Here is a 19,331-nt window from a genome sequence, read left to right on the forward strand (position 1 = left end):
CTTTTTATACTTTTATAGTCCGAAGAAAACCTTTAATTTTTCATTATTAGTAAAGTTTTCTTCATAATAACTCAAAATAATCATTATGCAAATTCATTATATCTCTGAAAATAACAGTGTATTAAACCATTTTTTAGGTCAAATTCGAAATATAAATGTTCAAAACGACAGTATGCGTTTTCGAAAAAATATAGAACGAATCGGCGAAATTATGGCGTATGAATTGAGTAAAACTCTGCCTTACAAAAATGTTGATATTCAAACACCGCTTGGCATTAAAAAAACAACAGAAATTGCATCTGATATTGTTTTATGTCCAATTTTAAGAGCCGGATTACCGCTTCATAATGGCTTTTTAAATTATTTTGATTATGCCGAAAACAGTTTTGTTTCGGCTTGCAGATTTCATCCTAATAATGATGATTATTTTGAAATCCGCGTTGAATATCAAGCAATTTCAGACCTCAACAATAAAACAGTTTTACTGCTTGATCCAATGCTGGCAACTGGACAATCAATTGTAGCTGTACACGAAAAATTAATGCAGAATGCCTCTCCAGCTGAATTTCATATCGTAGTCGTTATCGCTGCGCCGGAAGGAGTTGCCTTTCTGGAAAAAAACCTTCCTGACAACTGCCATTTATGGGTTGCAGCTTTGGACGAGAAGTTAAACGAGAAAAATTATATTGTTCCGGGACTTGGCGACGCCGGCGATCTTGCTTACGGAAGTAAATTATAACTGGGAGAAAAAAGTAAATAAACTACATAAAATAAGCACGTAAAAAACAATTTCGTTATTTAGTTTTTGCTGTACATATTCTACATGACTTGCTGCCATCATAGACAATGGCGCAATACTAAACAACAGTAAATCATTGCTTTTGTTTGGAGAAACGATGTAAACTAAAACAGCAATAAAAAAGCACGCTACAATTTTTTTATACGAACTGTGCAAAAGCTGTGGTCGGTTTGATAATGTACTTATCATAGAAACTACAAAAAATAAGGCCACTGCCGTATAGATCGAAAGTGCTCCGTTTTCGTAATTATCTTTAAAATAATCAATTCTAAAATCTACTACAGCACGTTTCTGAATAAATTCTACAGCATCAATATGAAAAATTAGAGACACCATTAAAAAAACTATTCCAACTGCTAAAAGTGCAATAAATGGCAAAACCCAGTTTCTATAATCCCTTGAAACGTGAAAAATAATGGATATAAAAACCAAGATCAAAAACAATACAGACCAAAATTGAAATAAAGAGGCTACAAAAATCCAAAAAGAAGCATCGAATATTTTTTCTTTTGATGATTTTAGAGATTGCAATGAAATCAGTCTTCGAAGCGATAATAAAATAAAAAATCCAGCATATATTACATTCGGATTATTAAAGATCGTTGGGAAAAATAATAGAAATAATAAGTAGAAAAATATCGCGTAACCGTTGTCTTTACTAAGCCCATTTTTTTTGACAACAAAATTAACCATGAAAAAAGATGCCAAAATAAAGCACAATAAACTTACTTTCTGAAATAACAAAAATGAGGAATGAACCCAAGAAGCATCTCGAATTTGGAACAGAAAAAAGAAAACCAGTATTAAAATTACAACCAATGAATAATTTAATGGCGTAGATTTTTTAAAAACACTTGTTATCATAAGGATATTTTATACTTTTGTGATTGTAAATATAATACTTGTTTAAAAGGAAAATCCCAACAAGTTGAAAAAAAGATTCTATAAATTGAATTTTAACTTCAATGCGTTACAAAACAATAAATAACATATAATTTTATAAATTATGACAGCTTTTTTTGAAGGAATACAATACTTATTCGTTAACATTTTATTCGCTCCTCTTGATTTTTTACGTCATTTAGAACGTAGTACTTGGTTTGGTGCTAACACTATCAACTGGATTTTTATGATTATTTGTGCAAGCGCAATCATTTATTGGATTAAACAATTACGCATTTTTGATGATGCCGGAACAGAAAACCAAGATACTACTGCTCACTCTTTCTTAAAGTAAGTCGAAGCCAATATCTTTTCTAAAATACATCTTATCAAAATTTAGTTTATCTATATTTTGGTAAGATTTTTTTATGGCCTGTTGGAAATCGTCTCCGTAAGACGTTACTGTTAATACACGTCCTCCGTTACTTAGAACTTTTCCGTCTTCTAATTTTGTTCCCGCGTGAAAAACGATAGAATCTGTAATTGTTTCTAAACCAGTAATTGTTTTTCCTTTTTCAAAATCTTCTGGATATCCGCCAGAAACCACCATAATTGTTGTTGCGCTTCTTGGATCAACTTCTAAATTGAAGTCTCCTAATTTCTCGTCTGCAACAGACAAAAACAATTCAACCAAATCAGATTTTAATCTTGGTACCACAACTTCAGTTTCAGGATCACCCATTCTTACGTTGTATTCAATAACGATTGGCTCATTTTTTACATTGATCAAACCGATAAATACAAATCCTTTATATTCGATTCCGTCTTTTTGGAAACCTTCGATTGTTGGTTTTACAATACGTGTTTCAATTTTTTCCATTAAAACCGCATCAACATAAGGAACTGGAGAAACAGCTCCCATTCCGCCTGTATTTAATCCTGTATCACCTTCTCCAATACGTTTGTAATCTTTTGCTGTTGGAAGAATTTTATAGCTTTTCCCGTCTGTAAGAACAAAACAGCTCAATTCAATTCCATCCAAAAATTCTTCGATTACCACTTTAGAACTTGCAGTTCCAAATTTGGCATGAACCAGCATATTTCTTAATTCTGTTTTCGCTTCTTCAAGATCCTGAATAATCAAAACACCTTTTCCTGCTGCCAAACCATCTGCTTTTAAAACATACGGAGGTTGTAATGTTTCCAGAAACTCACATCCTTTTTCTACTGTTTCAGCAGTAAAACTGTCATAAGCTGCAGTTGGAATGTTATGTTTCATCAAGAATTCTTTTGCAAATTCTTTACTTCCTTCTAATTGTGCACCTAATTTTGATGGTCCAATTACTGGGATATTTTTTAGACTTTCGTCGTTTTTAAAATAATCGTAAATCCCTTTTACCAATGGATCTTCTGGTCCAACCACTACTAAACTTATATTTTCTTTAAGCACAAGTGCTTTTACTGCTTCAAAATCGGTTGGAGAAATTGCTACATTTTCGGCAATTGCAGCCGTTCCCGCATTTCCTGGTGCAACAAAAAGTTTTTCGCAAAGCGGACTCTGAATCATTTTCCATGCAAATGCATGCTCTCTTCCGCCTGATCCCAATAATAAAATTGTCATGTGTTGTTGTATTTTAGTTGTGGTGCAAAAATAATTGCTTTTACACGTAAAAAATAATTAAATCTTAAAAAGTTAACTTTTAATCCCTAATAATGGTTGCTAAATATTATTTTTGAGGAAATTAGTCCTTCGATGTTTAAAATTTTTGACTTAGCGCTACAACTAAATGGTTATCCTCTAAAGAAAGCCAAATTAAAATTGCAAACAATAATTGCTGTTCCAAATGAAAATTTTGATGATTTTAATGAACAGCGAAAAAAAGAAATTGTCAATTTTCATTTAAATAATAATGCGTTTTACAAAGAATTAGCACATATAGATTCCTATCAAAATTGGTCCGATTTACCTGTTTTAAGTAAAAGGCATTTGCAAAGACCTTTATCCGAAAGGCTTTCAAATGGGTTTTCTTTAAAAAATATTTATACAAATAAAACCTCCGGTTCTAGTGGTGATCCAATGGTTTTTGCACGGGACAAATTTTCACATGCACTTACATGGGCAGATATTACTCGACGTTTTTTATGGTATAAAATTGATTTTAACCATTCCTATCAAGGTAGATTTTACGGTATGCCTTTAAATTTTTTAGACAATAAAAAAATCCGGATAAAAGATTTTTTTAGCCGTAGATATCGTTTTACAATATTTGATTTGTCGGATAAAGCATTAGAAAAAATATTATCAAAATTTCAAAAAAATAAATTTGATTATATAAATGGCTATACCACTAATGTCGTTTTGATGGCAAAGTATTTACAGAAAAACAACAAGGTACTTGTCGACATCTGTCCTTCATTAAAAGCCTGCGTTGTTACGTCTGAAATGCTTTTCGAAGAAGATAGAATACTATTAGAAAAACAGTTGGGCGTTCCTATAGTTAATGAATATGGATCAGCAGAATTAGGCGTTATTGCTTTTGAAAATTCTGATGGAGAATGGCAAATCAATACTGAAACATTATTTGTTGAAATATTAGACGAAAAGAATCAACCTGTGCCTTACGGAAAAGAAGGGCGTATTATTATAACAAGTTTATACAACAAAGCAAATCCTTTTATAAGATATGAGGTTGGTGATTATGGTATTTTGGATGAAAAAAGTACACCAAATAAACCTATTCTAAAAAAATTAATTGGGAGAACCAGCGATATTGCTATTCTGCCAAGTGGCAAAAAATCACCGGGAATGACTTTTTATTCTATTACCAAAAAAATCTTTGGAGATGATGGAAATGTCAAAGAATTTATAATAAAACAAGTCGAAACGGACGTTTTTGAAATAGAATACACTAGTGAAACCACCCTTAATACCTTTGAAATCACAAAAATTGAAAAGATATTTGAAACATATTTAGAGCCTAATTTAAAGTACATTTTCATTCGAAAAGAAAAACTCGAAAGAGGCAAAAGTGGAAAACTAAAGCAATTTAAATCATATTTATAATATAAATAAAATCTTACATTTGTTTTTTATTTAAAAACTTATGGATCATCATTCTTTACTTTCTGAAGAAACAATTTCTAACAAAATATATTTTATTCGCGGACAAAAAGTGATGCTGGATAGTGATTTGGCAATGCTTTATGGTGTTGAAACAAAAAGACTAAATGAACAAGTAAAAAGGAATTTATCTAGATTTCCTGAAGATTTTATGTTTCAACTTACTGAAAATGAATATATTTCTTCAAGGTCGCAAATTGCGACCTTGAAGAATGGAAGAGGTTCAAACTTAAAATATCTTCCTTATGTATTTACCGAACATGGCATACTAATGCTTTCAAGTATCTTAAAAAGCGACAAAGCCATTCAAACAAATATACAGATCATGCGAATTTTTACAAAAGTGAGACAAATGCTTTTGGATACAACTGAAATAAAAGTCGATATTCTTCAGATTCAGAAAAAATTAGAAAATCATGATAAAAATATAGAATTGGTTTTTTCTTATCTTGATGAGTTAACCGAGAAGAAAGAAAATGAAACGGATAGAGTGAAAATTGGGTATAAAAAATAAATTTGAGGTCACAAATTGTGACCTCAAATTTTATGATAATGTAAATGTATTCTTTAAGGTCACAATTTGTGACCTTAAACATAAATATTAATTCCTCTTAATATATTTCGGCTTAATCACCAATTGCGTAAACAAAAACCTCATCATCAGCAAAATAGAAAATACCAAGTTATATCCATGAAATTCTCTATAAACACCAAAATTATGTTTTATCAATTTGAATTTTGAAGATGAAATTGAATCTTTTCTAATTCTGTAAAACGCTAGAGGTTCTGGAACAGGTTTTGTTTCTCCAATTTGTTTTAGAATTGTCAACCACAATCGCCAGTCTTGTCTTTTTTGAGAAGCTGGTAAGATGATTTTTCCAAAATAATCTGCATTGTAAATTGCAGTTAAATTGCCAACATAATTGCAGAAAAATAATTGATTGTAAGTTAGCTTTAATGGCGCTTCTACCCTTCTGTTTAAATCTTTTCCTTCTTCATCAATACAATCATAAAAACTAAAAGTAAAGTGTAGATTATTATCTTTTAAAAACTGAATTTGTTTTTCCAGCTTTTCGGGAAACCACAAATCATCGGCATCCAGATAGGCGATATATTTTCCGGCTGCTTTTTCTAAAGCTATGTTTCTGGCGAAACCATTTCCTGAATTTTTCTCTAATTTAAATAGTTTTATTCGATCATCTTTTTGAGCAAATTCTTCAATTATAGAAACAGTTTGATCTGTAGAAGCGTCATCGACCAAAATCATTTCCCAGTTTTGATAACTTTGATTCTGAACTGATTGCAAAGTTGCAGTAATGAACTTTTCAGTATTATAGGTTGGTATTATAATAGAAACCAATTCGCTCATTAGTATGCTTTTTTATCGCCTTTAAAAATATTTATTACGGTCTGAGAAATGATCTTTAAATCTAAAAAAAGAGACCAGTTTTCAATATAAAAAATATCAAACTTGATTCGGTTTATCATATCTCTTTCTATGGTAATTTCGCCTCTAAAACCACTTACCTGCGCCAATCCGGTAATTCCTGGTTTAACACAATGGCGTATCATATATTTTTTTACGCTGTTTCCGTATTCTTTATTTTGTGACCAAAGATGTGGCCTCGGGCCAACAACAGACATTTCGCCCATTAAAACATTATAAAATTGCGGCAATTCATCAACACTTGTCTTTCTCATAAACCTGCCGATTACTGTAACCCTCGGATCATCTTTTGATGCTACTGTTTCTGGTGTTTTGTTCATTTTCATAGAACGAAACTTATAACACACAAATTCATTTTCATCTATTCCAGGACGGCCTTGTTTAAAAAACACAGGGCCTTTAGATTCTAATTTTATTAAAATTGCCAACAGCGGATATAACCACGACAAGAGAAAAACAATTACTGAAATAGCAAAAACAACATCAAAAGATCTTTTAAATAATTTTATTGCCGGTTCGTTCAGCATCGTTTGTTTTAAAGATAATACAGGAAAAAATTCGTAATAATCAATTTTCAAATTCTTCGAAAAAATCTCTTTTGTGTCGGGAATAAACTTTATCGATTTATTGTTTTCGTCTGCAAAATCAATTAGATCTTTCAGGAAACTATTCGATACTTCGTTTAGAGAGCAATAAATTTCATCAATATAATTATCAATTACATACGGTTTTAAATCTGCCAGCTTTCCTGTAATTTCCTGATTTGTTTTTTTATCAGAAAAAAAACCAAGAAATCGATATCCGTAATCTTTTCTTGTTTCAAAAAAATCTTTCAATCGCATTGCCTCTGGCGTAAAGCCAACAATAACTGCGGTTCTGTAATTACTGCCGGTTATAATTCTATATTTTTTTAGATAAAAAAACAACGAAAACTTAAATACCGTGACCAATAATAACAACACAAATATGAAAATTGCGATATCACGTTCGCTAAATACCGCTTGTTTTGAAAACGGAAAAAAAGAAATTACTGCCAAAAGAAAAAGAATTCCTTGCTTAAAAATTTTTGAAGCAATTTCTAATGGCGTTGTAAACCTGTAAACATCATAAAATTTTATTGAAAAAGCGATTAAACCCCAAACTACAAATTGATAAATAATAAATACTAAAACATTCGAAACTTGCGTGTTAAATACAAAATAGCTTATAACTGCAATTATAACCAAATCGATTAATATACTAATTGGCCGGATATATTTTGAGTATCTTCCTATTTGCACCACCGCTTTAAAGTTAGTTACGCCTGCGTTTTCTTTTTATTTATGCTATTTTATATAATTTGAAAAGTCTTTGTGTTCTTCCTTAGAAAGTTCTTCTTTAGAAAGTGATCTAAAATAATCATATGTAATTTTCATTCCTTCAGAACGGCTTACTTTTGCTTCCCAGCCTAATAATTCTTTTGCTTTTGTTGTATCTGGCTGACGTTGTAACGGATCGTTTATTGGAAGCGGATGATATACTACTTTTTGGTTTGTTCCTGTTAGTTTTATAATTTCCTCTGCAAAATCTTTGATTGTAATTTCATCAGGATTTCCAATATTTACCGGATATACATAATCAGAATGCAACAATCTGTAAATCCCTTCTACCTGATCGTCTACATAACAAAAAGAACGTGTCTGCATACCGTCGCCAAAAATCGTTAAATCTTCTCCGCGAAGTGCCTGACCAATAAATGCCGGAATTACACGTCCGTCATTCAAACGCATTCTTGGTCCGTAAGTATTAAAAATTCTAACAATTCTGGTTTCTACGCCGTGAAAAGTATGATACGCCATTGTTATAGATTCCTGAAAACGTTTTGCTTCATCATAAACACCTCTTGGGCCTATTGTATTTACATTTCCATAATATTCTTCGGTTTGAGGATGTACTAACGGGTCTCCGTAAACTTCAGAAGTCGAAGCGATTAAAATTCTAGCTTTTTTTACTCTTGCTAAACCTAATAAATTATGTGTTCCCAATGAACCTACTTTTAAGGTCTGAATTGGAATTTTTAAGTAATCAATCGGACTTGCCGGAGAGGCAAAATGCAAGATATAATCTAATTCGCCCGGAATATGAACAAATTTTGTAATGTCGTGATGGTAAAATTCGAAATGCTCTAATTTGAATAAATGTTCAATATTTTTAAGATCTCCCGTAATTAAATTATCCATTCCGATAACATAATATCCTTCTTTGATAAACCGATCGCATAAATGTGATCCTAAAAAACCTGCCGCACCGGTAATGAGTATTCTTTTCATAATAATTATATTGAACCTTTGTTTTTTGGTAATAACTGCAAATATCCACAAATGTAATAAAATATCCGCCTTTTAAATTGTGTAATGTTTTAGTAAAAGGGAGCGCAAACTTTAATTCGTTTTTAATTTGGTTTATTCTATTTTTACGAAACTAAATTGATTTGTTTTGAAAGTTGTACATATTGTAGAAGCACTAGAAGGTGGTGTATATACCTATTTTAAAGATTTATCGACTTTCTTTGGCGACGAAGAGATAAATACTGCTGTAGAAACTACTGTTATTTACAGCGGTAACAGAAAAAGCATTGATCCTGAAAAAGTAAAAACAGATTTTTCTTCGGGCGTTCAGCTAATATCGATCAGCATGGCGCGGGAAATTGCTCCTTTTCAGGATTTAAAATCAACTTTTAAATTAATCCGGGAACTTCGAAAAATTAATCCGGATATCATTCATCTTCATTCTTCAAAAGCTGGTGTTTTGGGTAGAATAGCTTATTTTTTCTTATTCAAAAAAAAGAAACTTTTCTATACGCCTCATGGTTATGCTTTTCTGAGAACTGATATTTCGAATAAATCAAAAAAATTGTATTCGATAATCGAAAACAGTTTTCAGCGTATTTTTGGCGGAACAATAATTGCTTGCGGCGATACTGAATTTGAAATTGCAAAAAAAATCGGGCCGGCAAAATTAGTCCGCAATGGAGTTGATATTCCTGAAATCCGACATCATTTTTTACCTCATCAAAATTCTAAATTAACAATTGGTATTCTGGGTCGAATCACCGCGGCAAGAAATCCTAAATTGTTTAATGATATTGCTTTACGTTTTCCCGACTTCGATTTTGTCTGGATTGGTAATGGCGAATTAAATGCTTTAATTACAGCACCAAATATTCGGATTACAGGCTGGATTTTAGATAAAAAAAAGGTCTTCGAAGAGTTAAATACTATTGATATTTATATGCAAACCTCTCTTTGGGAAGGTTTACCAATTGCAGTTCTGGAAGCAATGGTTTTAGAAAAACCTGTAATAGCTACCAATATTATAGGAAATAAAGATTTGGTTTTAAATCAGGAAACAGGATTCTTATTTGATGCTATTGAGGAACTCGATTCTTATTTTGAAATTTTAAAAGACAATCAAACCAGAGTTTCTTTTGGCAAAAATGCTTTTAAAAGATGTCAGGAATTATTCGATAAAAATCAAAACTTTAAACAGCTTCTTGCTCTTTATAAACAATAACTTTTTGCTGCATCCAATAACTGGCGAAAATAGACGCCCATAAACCGCTAAACGCAATTCCATCAAAACGAAGCAAATAATCATCTGTTAAATTGCAAATGAAGAAGATGAGAAAAAACGAAAGTATAAGCGCGTTTTTTAAATCATAGCCGAAATAAGCAATTGTAAGCATATACAATAAAGCGACAATTGGACCTAGAATGCCAAACTTCAATAAAAAATCAAGAAACTGGTTGTGCGTCGGAAATTCATATTTAGCCAAAAAATGCTGGTTTGTTTCGGCAAAATATTTGTTTAATTCTGGTTTTCCATCAGAAGCGCCAACTCCAAAAGGCAGGTTTTTTACAGACAATTCCCAAGCCGATTTCCAAACCGAAACTCTGGTTACTAAAGAATTAAATACTTTAATTTCGGGATGATCAATTTCATCCAGCTTCCCTACTTTATCCATATAAGCAAATGTTACTTTTGAGTATTTCTCTTTCATGTAAGGATTTTTCTGAATGAAGATAAACAAGATTCCTCCCAATAAAACTATGGCTGTTACAACAATTAATGCCATTTTTTTAATGTTGATTCTGGTCTTAATTGCAAAAGAAACTACTAGAATATATCCGAGCAAAACACCAATCAACGCAATTCTGGTATTTACAAATAGAACAAAGAAAAACGACAACAGGAATACTACGAAACGAAATGTTTTAGAAATCGTTATTTCGTTATTTATAAAGCTGTAAAATACAAAATACAAGGCGCAGACCGATACAAAAGCCAAATGCATATTTAATGCCGGCGCGTGTATGCCAATACTGTCCGAGAACTTATAACCTATTTCAAATAAGTCAATTCCGTTTAGGTATTTTGTAATTAATTCCGGAAAAATGACTGTAAATCGTATCAGGAAAAATAAAATAAGAATTGTGGTCGCAATACAATAAATCTGAACTGTTTTTAGAAAATTAACGCGTTGATAATTTCCTATAATAAAAAGTGGAAATAACAATAACGAAGTGCTTTTCTCAAGTGCTTTTAATCCTTTTGAGTAAGAATCATTATTCCAAAAAAATAATATTTCCAGCAAAAGCGGCGATGCTATACAAAGTACTAAAATCAGGCTCGTTTTGGTAAATTTTAATCGTTTAACAAACAACAGATTAAATACTCCAAAAACAATAATAATAAAGGAACACGGTTTTCTGAAAATCATCAAAATGGCGATGATACACAAAAATATATTGAAAATTTTATTGAAGTTCTTTTCGGAAAGATTCATAGTATAATGCAAAATAAATTAATGGAAATATGCCTATTTTATGACGAACTGCTGTACCTAAATCCGGTTCGAAAACACCTTGCACAATAAAGAACGAAAAAATTATCAGCAATACTAAAAGTTCTTTTGGATATTTTTTCCTGTTTTGTAAACATTTTGAAAACCTGACAAGCAAGATATAAAATAACAAAAGCTGCCAGATTATAAATATAATAATCTGCGGAGAAAAGATATGTTTTAAACCGTTTACAGGAATATTGACCGTAAAAAATCCATAAAAAATTCCAATAGTTTCTCCATACCAAGTATCTGTTTTTACGGGCGAAACAATCATGGAATTAGCATCTGCAGATCCAATTCTATCGTTATTAACTAATTCCCGGCTGACTTCAGAAAGGTATTTTCCTTTTATAATGCCATGACTAAAGGACAAAAAAACAGCAATCAGCAAACCATAAAAAATAGTGGTTATGGTTTTGTTTTTGAAGCTTATCAAACTAATTAAATACATACCGCCGCCAATTATCGGAATTAAGGCATAATAAGGGCGATAAAAGGCTCCAAAAATTATTAATAGTAAAATGGTGCACCAGATTGTCTTTTTTAATGAAAATTGAGCATTTAAACACATAAAAACAATTGGAGAAACATACAGAAATGTCACGAATTCTTTTGATGGCATGGATACAAAAACAGCGATCATAAGTATGCCTAAATACACTAAAATGTTCTTTACGTTTACTCGCTCAAAATTATCCGGAATCCCGATTTTATATAAAATGTAGAGTAATATTGGAAATTGAATTAATGCAATTATAGGAAATGGCAAATATCTTAAACCTGTAATTTTGTAAAACAAAATAGTTAGCGGATAACTTCCAAAATAGCCTATTTCATTGTATTTATCATAAACCAAAATCGCCGAATCATAGAAAAATTTTGGAGGCAAAACAAAAAAAGCCAAAAAAGCGACAACCAAATTGGCCGAAGCGATAAGCAAAAATGCTGCAGTACTTTTTTTGATTAAAATTTGCATATTCGTTTAATAATTATTTTGATGCTCTATATCTTTTAGAGAAAGTAGTTTTTATGCGGTATCCGTTTAAAAAAAATATCAAAGATTTAAAATTCAGATATTTATAAAAATTCATTACTTTATCTACTTTTAAATTTCGATCTCTTTGCAGTAAATATTTCCAGGAAACTAAACCGTTCCAAATCACATTTTGCATTTTAGAAGACAGCACATAAAATTCTTTTAAAATTACAATATAATTGCTCGCCCAAAAGTTTTCTATCGCGAGATTCAGTTTTTCAGAATTTGTTTTTTCTTCTTGTAAACCGTGTTTTATCATTTCATAAATATCCATGACGTGTTTTTCGTTTACAGACGTTGTAATCGAACCTTTTCTGGCTTGGCGATAATGATAAAACGATTTGGAATAAACGCTGAATGTATTGATATAATACATCAGCTTCGCTGTCCATTCTATATCTTCTGATTTTCTTCCTAAAGTAAAAAACAAATTATTGTCTGTTAAAATAGCTCTTCTAATTACTTTGTCCCACGCGGCGGCGGCATATAAATCATAATAAACCAGATGAACCGCTTCTTCTTTAAAACTTCCTTTTTTGGCTTTTAAAAATTGCTGATTGTATTTACAGTTTACATCATTCGCAGAAAAAAAACGACTTTCTTCGTGTATAACTATATCTGGATTTGAGTCTTTTATCAAGTTATTAAGATCTAACAAAACATCGCTTCCAACCCAATAATCATCACTGTCAGAAAAAATAATATAATCTCCTTTTGCTGCTTTTAAACCTGCATTTCTGGCGTCTGATAAACCTCCGTTTTCTTTATCAATTATAATAATCTGCTGATGCTTTTCTTGGTATTTTTTGCAGATTTCTAACGATGAATCTGTAGATCCGTCGTTTATTAAAAGAAGTTCAAAATCAGTATAACTTTGACTTACAATACTGTCTAAACATTGTTCCAGATAATCTTCAACATTATAAACGGGAACTATAATGCTGAAAAAAACGGCTTGGTTTTGAGTCTTTATTTCTTCCATTTTAATGCAAAAAAACTTTTACTTTATCTTTTTGATAAATGATTACTGCCGAAACAAAATTCCAGAAAAAAGAAGCCGAAACAAAAGCAATTGCAGCGCCGTTCATTCCGTAAATTGGAATTAAAAATCGGTTTAAAACAAAGTTAATTAATACTGCAATAATTAAAACGATTTGAAATATGTGCTGTCTTCCCGTCATGTTGAGATAAACGGGTACAGAACCAAAAGCCGAACAAATTCCCTGACCAATTATTAAAATTAGAAACGGTTCTTTTGCTACAATATATTGATGCCCAAAACAAGACAAAACCTTTTCTGAAAAAATACACATAAAGAATATTACCGGAAATGTAATTCCCGAAATTAAACGTACGCTGTTTCGAACTGTTTTGTTGAGTTCTTCCATTTTTTGACTCGAAAAAAGTTCTGCTATTTTTGTTGATACTGTAATATTTATTGTAACAACAATAACCGAAACAATGGTCATTAATTTTACTCCAACAGAATAAAAAGCGACAGTTTCATCGTCTCTATATTTCTTCAGAAACATAATGTCAAAACACATCAATAAAAATATCGCCATACCGCTGATCGCTATTGGATACGATTTTAAAAATACTTCTTTGTGCGAAATCTTTTCTGTGACTATAATTTGTGCCGTAGTTCTAAAGTATTTGTAAACTAAGACAGAACTAATGAATGCCAATACTACATAACCGAGTAAAAAAACATCTACTAAATAAGTTTCCTGATGCCAATAAAATAAGACAACGGCTCCAATTATCAACGGAATATATTTGAGAACATTTCTAAACAATTCTGCTACATATAATTTGTCTAATGCTCTGAAAACTTCTGTGTTTAAAGTCGAAATTCCGTAAAAAGATAAGGTTGCGGCAGATTTTAGAAATATAGAATAAACGTCCTGATCAGAAAAGTAGTTGTTTACTACTTTTTCATCTATTAAATAAATAATTAATAAAGCAATTACCGAAGTCAAAATGAGCATTAGGATCATTTTGATATAAATATTTTTCAATTCTTCAAGCGCATTCAGACTTGCCAATCTTCCTTTAAAATATAAAATAGACTGATCAAAACCTAAAAGACAAATACTGCTGGCGGCCAAAAGAAAAGATCGCGCAAAATCATATTGTCCGACTAATTTTGGACTGTAGGATTTTGTCAAAAATATGGTAAAACCAAATAACAAAAGAACTCCAAGAATTCTTAAAACCAAAGTGCTTAAGCTTCTTTTTAAAAATGAGTTTTTGGAGATTTTCTCAAAAATGCTATTTGTTTTCAATTGAATTTCATGATGTTAAAGAATAAAATTATTGTTTTTTAAACTTTATTTATCTGTGATTTTAAAAGCTGGCGACGATAAAATTTCTGAAACAAATTGATAAAAACAAAAATAGAAAGGAAAAAAATTGGCAGTAAAAATTTAAAAATACCACTTACTATTTTCGTGTCATTTATGTTTAAAGACGCGTCTATTTCTTTGATTGTTTTATCGGCACTAATTAGTTTTAATCTGTTTTCTCCTTGTTCTTTAACTAACTTCTGCTTGGTTTTTATAATTTCGTTTAGCTGTGTATTTTCATTGTAATACACTAATTTATCGCTTTTTGTATTGTTTTTTACGGTGCTCGAAAAGCCATTTAAAACATTATCAATCTGAGCAATTATCGTGTCGTTTTGGGTAATTTCCTGTTGCAGATTTTTAAATCCTATTTTCTGGATTGCTTTAAAATATTCGGAATCGTTTAGGTATTTTAATAACGGTTCAACCATTTCTTTTTCATTCACATTTGTGTTTGAAACAAAAGAAATGGCATGAAAAGTATAGTTTTTGCTCGTTACATTATCTTCAAGGACTTTTTTTACTTCGCCAACCTCAGCCATTAACTTTATAAGCTCAAAGTTTTGTTCATTGTCCTCAATAAACTTATAAACGTCGGCAATGGGTTTAATTTCGATTCTTTTAATGCTTTTTGGATGCGAAATCCCCACAACATTTTTTAGGAAAACTGTGTCTCCAGAAACAATTTTGGCTTGAATTAAATCAATTTTAGAATACAGATAATCAACGCTTCCAAAATTTGGTCTTACAATAAGCTGATTTTGAAAGGTTTTTTTATGCGAATCTAAATACCATCCTAACCCAAATCCGAGTACTACCAGAACCAGAACAATAATCCAGTTGCGGACAAAAAACTGAATCGATCTAAAAATAGCAGCGCTTAGTCTCTCAAAGAAACCTCCAATGCTTCTGGAAAGCTGAAAAATATCAATTTCCTGATCTGTGTCTTTTTGCGGTAGTTTTGTACTCATTTATTGGTTTTATTTTATATTGAAAATTTGTTCCAAAATCTTAATTGTAATCAAATATGTTGGTTTTACGCCCGTAGTTCCCAGTCCGCCAGAAGCCAATGTGCTTCCCGTTTCCAAAGGATTATCAGATGCGTAATACGCATATCTTACTTTAATATCGTGCGGAACACTTTTTCTAATTTTTGATGCCGATTGTATTGCTTTTTGGTAATATGAACCTTCCATTTCAAGACCAATTACTCCCCAAGTCGATTCGTGAAAGAATTTTAATAAATCTCTGTTTTGCAATGAAGTTCCTAAAACGGTAACCATTGCGCCTTCAAAAACTGCGATGTCATTTCCTTCAAACATAGCGCCTGTTAATTCATTTTCGAAGAAATAATTATCAGCCGTTCCTTCGTTTATGTGCGCCGTAGGAATCATAATGTCGCCTTTTCCGCCTTCCAAAATTCCGGCTTTACCCATTATAGAAACCGATTTTACATTGAGTAAAGTATCTTTTTTAAATGGTTTTAAAAGTTCATCGATTGTCTCATACGCCTGCTCGCCAAACGCATAATCCATTACAATAATAACCGGTTTTTCTTCGTCTAATACTGCATTTGGAAAAGCTGTTTTTTTCCAGTCAATTTTTTCGGTATCAAAAATCTGAACATCAATATTGGTTCCAGAAGTATCTAAAATCGAAATCATTCCGTTTTTAAGCGCCAGTTCTTCTACTACATTTCTTGTGTCTTTGGCGCCGGACTTGCTTAATTCTTCATAGATAAAGAAATCTGTTTTGTCTTTGAATTTTGTTTTTAACAACGGCGTTGCAAAAAGAGAATTCATTACACTGTGCATGTTGGCACTTATTACGTGTATCGGACGTTTTAAAAGATTATTTGTTTTTAAAACCTCTTTGATATTGGTTGCCCAAATCTCTCCGTGTATGTGGTGTCCTAAACGTTCTCTTAAAACGGGACTAAAAGTTATCGTACGCTTATTACTGTCGATTACTTCTTCGATCGCTAGTTTTCCCAACCAGTAAATTACATGAAGAAAACGGTCTGGTGCATCCTCAGAACCAAAAGTGTCATAGATATCTAAAACTTCTTCAAAAGTTCTGGCTAAAATATTGGCAACGTGCGAAATTGCTTTTTCTTTTTCTATTAAAGAAAGTTTTTTGGTCTGCATTACAGCTTGCTCCAATTTCATCCAATCACGTGAAACTTCTCCGCCGTCATCAACGAGAACTCTGTTTTTTATTTTGTGCGATTCGATGAAAATAAAAGTCAAATGCGTCAGAATATCATAAATATCAGATCTTCCGCGCGTGATCTCAACATTCATTTGTTCTTCGTCAATTCGGTAGCAATTTCTTCTTCTTTTTGGAGGAACAATCGCTTTAAAATGAGATTTAGAATATCCTTCATCCGAAGTTAAATTAATAAATCGACATTGCTCAATTCCTATCGGAAGACGTTCTATAACGTATAGAAGTCCGTTTAATTCTACTTTTTCTTCGCCAATATTTCCGTAAATTTCCGGGCGCAAAGCCAATAATGACTCACGCAAACTATCGCCCGAAACACCCATTGGTTTATAAAAACCACGGTTAAATAAGTGGCGCATTGTAATGTACATTTTTTCTATCGCTGCAGATGATTCCTGAGCTCTTGATCTTGATATATGTTTGGTTTCTTTCATTCTTTTTATATTTTCGAACTTATAAATATAAGTTGTTTTTTCTATTTTAAATTATCTGCAATTTTTCTATCATTCGACAATCTCGGAATTTTATTCTGTCCGCCTAATTTTCCTTGCGATTTCATGTATTCTTGAAATCCATTTTTAGAAACTTTGGTTATAACTACTTTCTGCAACACATTTCCGGTAATTAAATCGTCGTAATAAATGTTTTGCTTTCGCATTGAATCGTCTATAGCTTCGGCGAAAGCCTGAATGTTTTCTGGCTCATTTTCAAATTCTATCAACCATTCGTGATAGGGTAATCCGCTGGCTGGCGTAATTTGAGGTGCAACAGTAAATTCGTTTATTACAATATTTGTTTCTGCAGTTGCTTCTTTCATTGCATTTTCGACTTCATTGGCAATTACGTGTTCGCCAAAAGCAGAAATATAATGTTTAATACGCCCCGAAACAATAACTCTATAGGGCGATAAAGACGTAAACTGTACGGTGTCGCCAATATTATAACGCCAAAGACCTGCATTTGTAGAAACAATCAAAGCGTAATTTACTCCGGTTTCAACTTCGCCAATCGTATAGCTTTTTGGATTTTCTGTAAAGAATTCATCGGCTTTTATAAACTCATAAAAAATACCTGAATTTAATAATAAAAGCATTCCTTTTTCTTTTTGAGAATCCTGATAAGCAAAAAATCCTTCAGACGCCGGAAACAGCTCTATGCTGTCTACTTTACGACCAATCATGCTTTCAAATTTTGCGCGATAAGGTTCGTAATTTACTCCTCCGTAAATGAACAAATTAAAGTTTTTGAATATTTCGCCTATTTTTTTTCCTCCACTTTTTTCCTGTAATCGCTCAAAATACATCTGAACCCAAGACGGAATTCCGGAAATAACAGACATGTCTTCTTTTATGGTTTCCTCCACAATGGCGTTTACTTTGGTATCCCAATCTTCAATACAATTGGTTTCCCAGGACGGCATTCTGTTTTTCTGTAAATATTTCGGAACAAAATGCGCCACGATTCCAGAAAGTCTTCCAAAATTGATTCCGTATTTTTCGGTTAAAATTGGACTTCCTTGTAAAAATATCATTTTTCCATCAACAAAATCCGCCTTTCCCGTTTCGTGTATATAATGTAAAATGGCATTACGTGCAGCGTTAACGTGAGTTGGCATTGATTCTTTGGTCAGCGGAATATATTTGGCGCCAGAAGTTGTTCCCGATGTTTTAGCAAAATAAAGTGGCTTTCCTTTCCATAAAATATCTTTTTCTCCAATTCTTACCTTATCTATATAAGGTTTAAGATCTTCGTAATCGCGAACGGGAATATTTTTCTTAAAATCAGCAACATCTTTTATTTTATCAAAATGATGATCAACACCAAATTGTGTTTCTTTTGCAGTGTTTATTAACTGCTTAAAAACTTTCTGCTGTGTTTCTACCGGTTTTTGAGCCCAAACTTGTGTTTTGTTATATATGCTGCGCGCAAATATTTTTGCCGCTACTGATTTAATAGACATCTTTTATGGTATTACTTCTTGTCTTTTTTATTTTTATCACGAGGTTTTTCGCTCGACTCCTTTTCTATTTTAGCTACTTCTTCTCTTAATTTAATTTCCTCATCAGTAACTTTCATGTCTACATCTGGTGTTTCTTCTTTTTCTGCCAGAATAGAATCTTTATTGAATTTTGCATATTCGAGTTCGCCTCTTAATACTTTCTGAATCCCTTTTATATAGGCTTCGTTTTTTCTTAAAGCGGTTTCTAATGAATCTGATTTTATGGCAAGTTCGGTTGCATTTCGTTTTAATTCAGAAGAAGAATATCCCGGAATGAACTCGCGCAAAGGCGTAAAAGCAATGATGAATGTTGTAATTAATATTAAAAAAATACCTCCCAGAGTAAATGTCACAAAAACATTCATCATATTGAGTTTGAACGAAAATCGCTCTTCAAAAGTATCTTCATTTAAAATTATTAACCGGCTTTTGGTAAATAATTTTCTTCTGAAATTTTGTTTCTTTTTCTTCGTCATATTCTTAGTAATAGGAGCAAATATAGTGATTAATCGTATTGTTGATGCTTGTGAGAATTTTATGAATGTGCTAAATTTATGATTTTATAAAATATTTAACGCACCTAAAAAA

At 31.8% G+C, this 19,331-nt stretch carries 18 protein-coding genes; 5 read left to right on the plus strand and 13 right to left on the minus strand.

From position 1 onward, the window contains the following. Positions 1-85 precede the first annotated feature (85 nt). Entirely contained in the window at positions 86-739 is a 654-nt protein-coding gene (gene upp / locus EV144_RS10440; RefSeq protein ID WP_134148569.1) for a uracil phosphoribosyltransferase, read from the plus strand. Here the strand turns inward: upp and EV144_RS10445 are convergent. Then, positions 734-1,663, minus strand: coding sequence for a DUF6427 family protein (locus EV144_RS10445; RefSeq protein ID WP_134148571.1), 930 nt, complete (start codon positions 1,661-1,663; stop codon positions 734-736). The two genes, upp and EV144_RS10445, sit on opposite strands and share 6 nt — an antisense overlap. A 142-nt stretch (positions 1,664-1,805) precedes the next feature. Between EV144_RS10445 and EV144_RS10450 the strand changes: the two genes are divergently transcribed. Beyond that, the gene (locus tag EV144_RS10450; RefSeq protein ID WP_134148573.1) at positions 1,806-2,036 is read left to right on the plus strand and encodes a DUF6341 family protein; all 231 of its coding nucleotides are present in this window, start codon (positions 1,806-1,808) and stop codon (positions 2,034-2,036) included. On the opposite strand, the gene purD is transcribed toward EV144_RS10450, so the two are convergent. Further along, a complete protein-coding gene (gene purD, locus EV144_RS10455; RefSeq protein ID WP_134148574.1) occupies positions 2,028-3,302 on the minus strand; it encodes a phosphoribosylamine--glycine ligase in 1,275 nt (424 codons plus the stop codon). The genes EV144_RS10450 and purD overlap by 9 nt on opposite strands. Before the next feature lie 132 nt (positions 3,303-3,434). Here purD and EV144_RS10460 point away from each other — a divergent pair, with 132 nt between their 5' ends. Further along, positions 3,435-4,745 (plus strand): phenylacetate--CoA ligase family protein, encoded by a 1,311-nt coding sequence (locus tag EV144_RS10460; RefSeq protein WP_134148576.1) that lies wholly within the window; start codon positions 3,435-3,437, stop codon positions 4,743-4,745. Positions 4,746-4,785: 40 nt separating this feature from the next. Then, positions 4,786-5,316, plus strand: a complete 531-nt coding sequence (locus EV144_RS10465; protein ID WP_134148577.1) for an ORF6N domain-containing protein — start codon at positions 4,786-4,788, stop codon at positions 5,314-5,316. An 87-nt stretch (positions 5,317-5,403) separates the two neighbouring features. Here EV144_RS10465 and EV144_RS10470 read toward each other — a convergent pair whose 3' ends face one another. Genes EV144_RS10470 through EV144_RS10480 form a run of 3 tightly spaced genes read right to left on the minus strand, consistent with a single transcriptional unit; the run spans position 5,404 to position 8,558 of the window. Continuing rightward, the gene (locus EV144_RS10470; protein ID WP_134148579.1) at positions 5,404-6,171 is read right to left on the minus strand and encodes a glycosyltransferase family 2 protein; all 768 of its coding nucleotides are present in this window, start codon (positions 6,169-6,171) and stop codon (positions 5,404-5,406) included. Next, entirely contained in the window at positions 6,171-7,529 is a 1,359-nt protein-coding gene (locus tag EV144_RS10475; RefSeq protein ID WP_134148581.1) for an undecaprenyl-phosphate glucose phosphotransferase, read from the minus strand. Before EV144_RS10475 ends, EV144_RS10470 begins: the two co-directional genes overlap by 1 nt. Positions 7,530-7,574: 45 nt before the next feature. Beyond that, the gene (locus EV144_RS10480) at positions 7,575-8,558 is read right to left on the minus strand and encodes a UDP-glucuronic acid decarboxylase family protein (protein ID WP_134148582.1); all 984 of its coding nucleotides are present in this window, start codon (positions 8,556-8,558) and stop codon (positions 7,575-7,577) included. Between the two features lie 166 nt (positions 8,559-8,724). Between EV144_RS10480 and EV144_RS10485 the strand changes: the two genes are divergently transcribed. Next, entirely contained in the window at positions 8,725-9,801 is a 1,077-nt protein-coding gene (locus tag EV144_RS10485; RefSeq protein ID WP_134148584.1) for a glycosyltransferase, read from the plus strand. On the opposite strand, the gene EV144_RS10490 is transcribed toward EV144_RS10485, so the two are convergent. Genes EV144_RS10490 through EV144_RS10525 form a run of 8 tightly spaced genes read right to left on the minus strand, consistent with a single transcriptional unit; the run spans position 9,770 to position 19,219 of the window. Then, positions 9,770-11,008, minus strand: coding sequence for an O-antigen ligase family protein (locus EV144_RS10490; RefSeq protein ID WP_243854650.1), 1,239 nt, complete (start codon positions 11,006-11,008; stop codon positions 9,770-9,772). The genes EV144_RS10485 and EV144_RS10490 overlap by 32 nt on opposite strands. Before the next feature lie 37 nt (positions 11,009-11,045). Then, positions 11,046-12,110 (minus strand): hypothetical protein, encoded by a 1,065-nt coding sequence (locus EV144_RS10495; RefSeq protein ID WP_134148588.1) that lies wholly within the window; start codon positions 12,108-12,110, stop codon positions 11,046-11,048. 13 nt (positions 12,111-12,123) lie between these two features. Beyond that, positions 12,124-13,152, minus strand: coding sequence for a glycosyltransferase family 2 protein (locus EV144_RS10500; RefSeq protein ID WP_134148590.1), 1,029 nt, complete (start codon positions 13,150-13,152; stop codon positions 12,124-12,126). A gap of 1 nt (position 13,153) precedes the next feature. Beyond that, positions 13,154-14,458, minus strand: coding sequence for an oligosaccharide flippase family protein (locus EV144_RS10505; RefSeq protein WP_243854651.1), 1,305 nt, complete (start codon positions 14,456-14,458; stop codon positions 13,154-13,156). Between the two features lie 38 nt (positions 14,459-14,496). After that, a complete protein-coding gene (locus EV144_RS10510) occupies positions 14,497-15,489 on the minus strand; it encodes a hypothetical protein (RefSeq protein WP_134148593.1) in 993 nt (330 codons plus the stop codon). 9 nt (positions 15,490-15,498) lie between these two features. Continuing rightward, positions 15,499-17,178 (minus strand): DUF6909 family protein, encoded by a 1,680-nt coding sequence (locus tag EV144_RS10515; protein ID WP_134148595.1) that lies wholly within the window; start codon positions 17,176-17,178, stop codon positions 15,499-15,501. Positions 17,179-17,219: 41 nt separating this feature from the next. Then, positions 17,220-18,704 carry a GH3 auxin-responsive promoter family protein gene (locus EV144_RS10520; RefSeq protein ID WP_134148596.1) on the minus strand — a complete coding sequence of 495 codons (1,485 nt, stop codon included), beginning with the start codon at positions 18,702-18,704 and terminating at the stop codon, positions 17,220-17,222. Positions 18,705-18,715: 11 nt separating this feature from the next. After that, entirely contained in the window at positions 18,716-19,219 is a 504-nt protein-coding gene (locus EV144_RS10525; protein ID WP_134148597.1) for a peptidase, read from the minus strand. Between the last annotated feature and the right edge of the window lie 112 nt (positions 19,220-19,331).

The sequence above is a fragment of the Flavobacterium sp. 270 genome (genome assembly GCF_004368785.1).
Lineage (GTDB): Bacteria > Bacteroidota > Bacteroidia > Flavobacteriales > Flavobacteriaceae > Flavobacterium.

What these genes read in the sequence shown, in the direction of transcription:
- upp (WP_134148569.1), top strand. Translation starts at nt 86, where the DNA reads ATGCAAATTCATTATATCTCTGAAAATAACAGTGTATTAAACCATTTT.
- EV144_RS10445 (WP_134148571.1), bottom strand. Translation starts at nt 1,663, where the DNA reads ATGATAACAAGTGTTTTTAAAAAATCTACGCCATTAAATTATTCATTG.
- EV144_RS10450 (WP_134148573.1), top strand. Translation starts at nt 1,806, where the DNA reads ATGACAGCTTTTTTTGAAGGAATACAATACTTATTCGTTAACATTTTA.
- purD (WP_134148574.1), bottom strand. Translation starts at nt 3,302, where the DNA reads ATGACAATTTTATTATTGGGATCAGGCGGAAGAGAGCATGCATTTGCA.
- EV144_RS10460 (WP_134148576.1), top strand. Translation starts at nt 3,435, where the DNA reads ATGTTTAAAATTTTTGACTTAGCGCTACAACTAAATGGTTATCCTCTA.
- EV144_RS10465 (WP_134148577.1), top strand. Translation starts at nt 4,786, where the DNA reads ATGGATCATCATTCTTTACTTTCTGAAGAAACAATTTCTAACAAAATA.
- EV144_RS10470 (WP_134148579.1), bottom strand. Translation starts at nt 6,171, where the DNA reads ATGAGCGAATTGGTTTCTATTATAATACCAACCTATAATACTGAAAAG.
- EV144_RS10480 (WP_134148582.1), bottom strand. Translation starts at nt 8,558, where the DNA reads ATGAAAAGAATACTCATTACCGGTGCGGCAGGTTTTTTAGGATCACAT.
- EV144_RS10490 (WP_243854650.1), bottom strand. Translation starts at nt 11,008, where the DNA reads ATGATTTTCAGAAAACCGTGTTCCTTTATTATTATTGTTTTTGGAGTA.
- EV144_RS10495 (WP_134148588.1), bottom strand. Translation starts at nt 12,110, where the DNA reads ATGCAAATTTTAATCAAAAAAAGTACTGCAGCATTTTTGCTTATCGCT.
- EV144_RS10500 (WP_134148590.1), bottom strand. Translation starts at nt 13,152, where the DNA reads ATGGAAGAAATAAAGACTCAAAACCAAGCCGTTTTTTTCAGCATTATA.
- EV144_RS10510 (WP_134148593.1), bottom strand. Translation starts at nt 15,489, where the DNA reads ATGAGTACAAAACTACCGCAAAAAGACACAGATCAGGAAATTGATATT.
- EV144_RS10515 (WP_134148595.1), bottom strand. Translation starts at nt 17,178, where the DNA reads ATGAAAGAAACCAAACATATATCAAGATCAAGAGCTCAGGAATCATCT.
- EV144_RS10520 (WP_134148596.1), bottom strand. Translation starts at nt 18,704, where the DNA reads ATGTCTATTAAATCAGTAGCGGCAAAAATATTTGCGCGCAGCATATAT.
- EV144_RS10525 (WP_134148597.1), bottom strand. Translation starts at nt 19,219, where the DNA reads ATGACGAAGAAAAAGAAACAAAATTTCAGAAGAAAATTATTTACCAAA.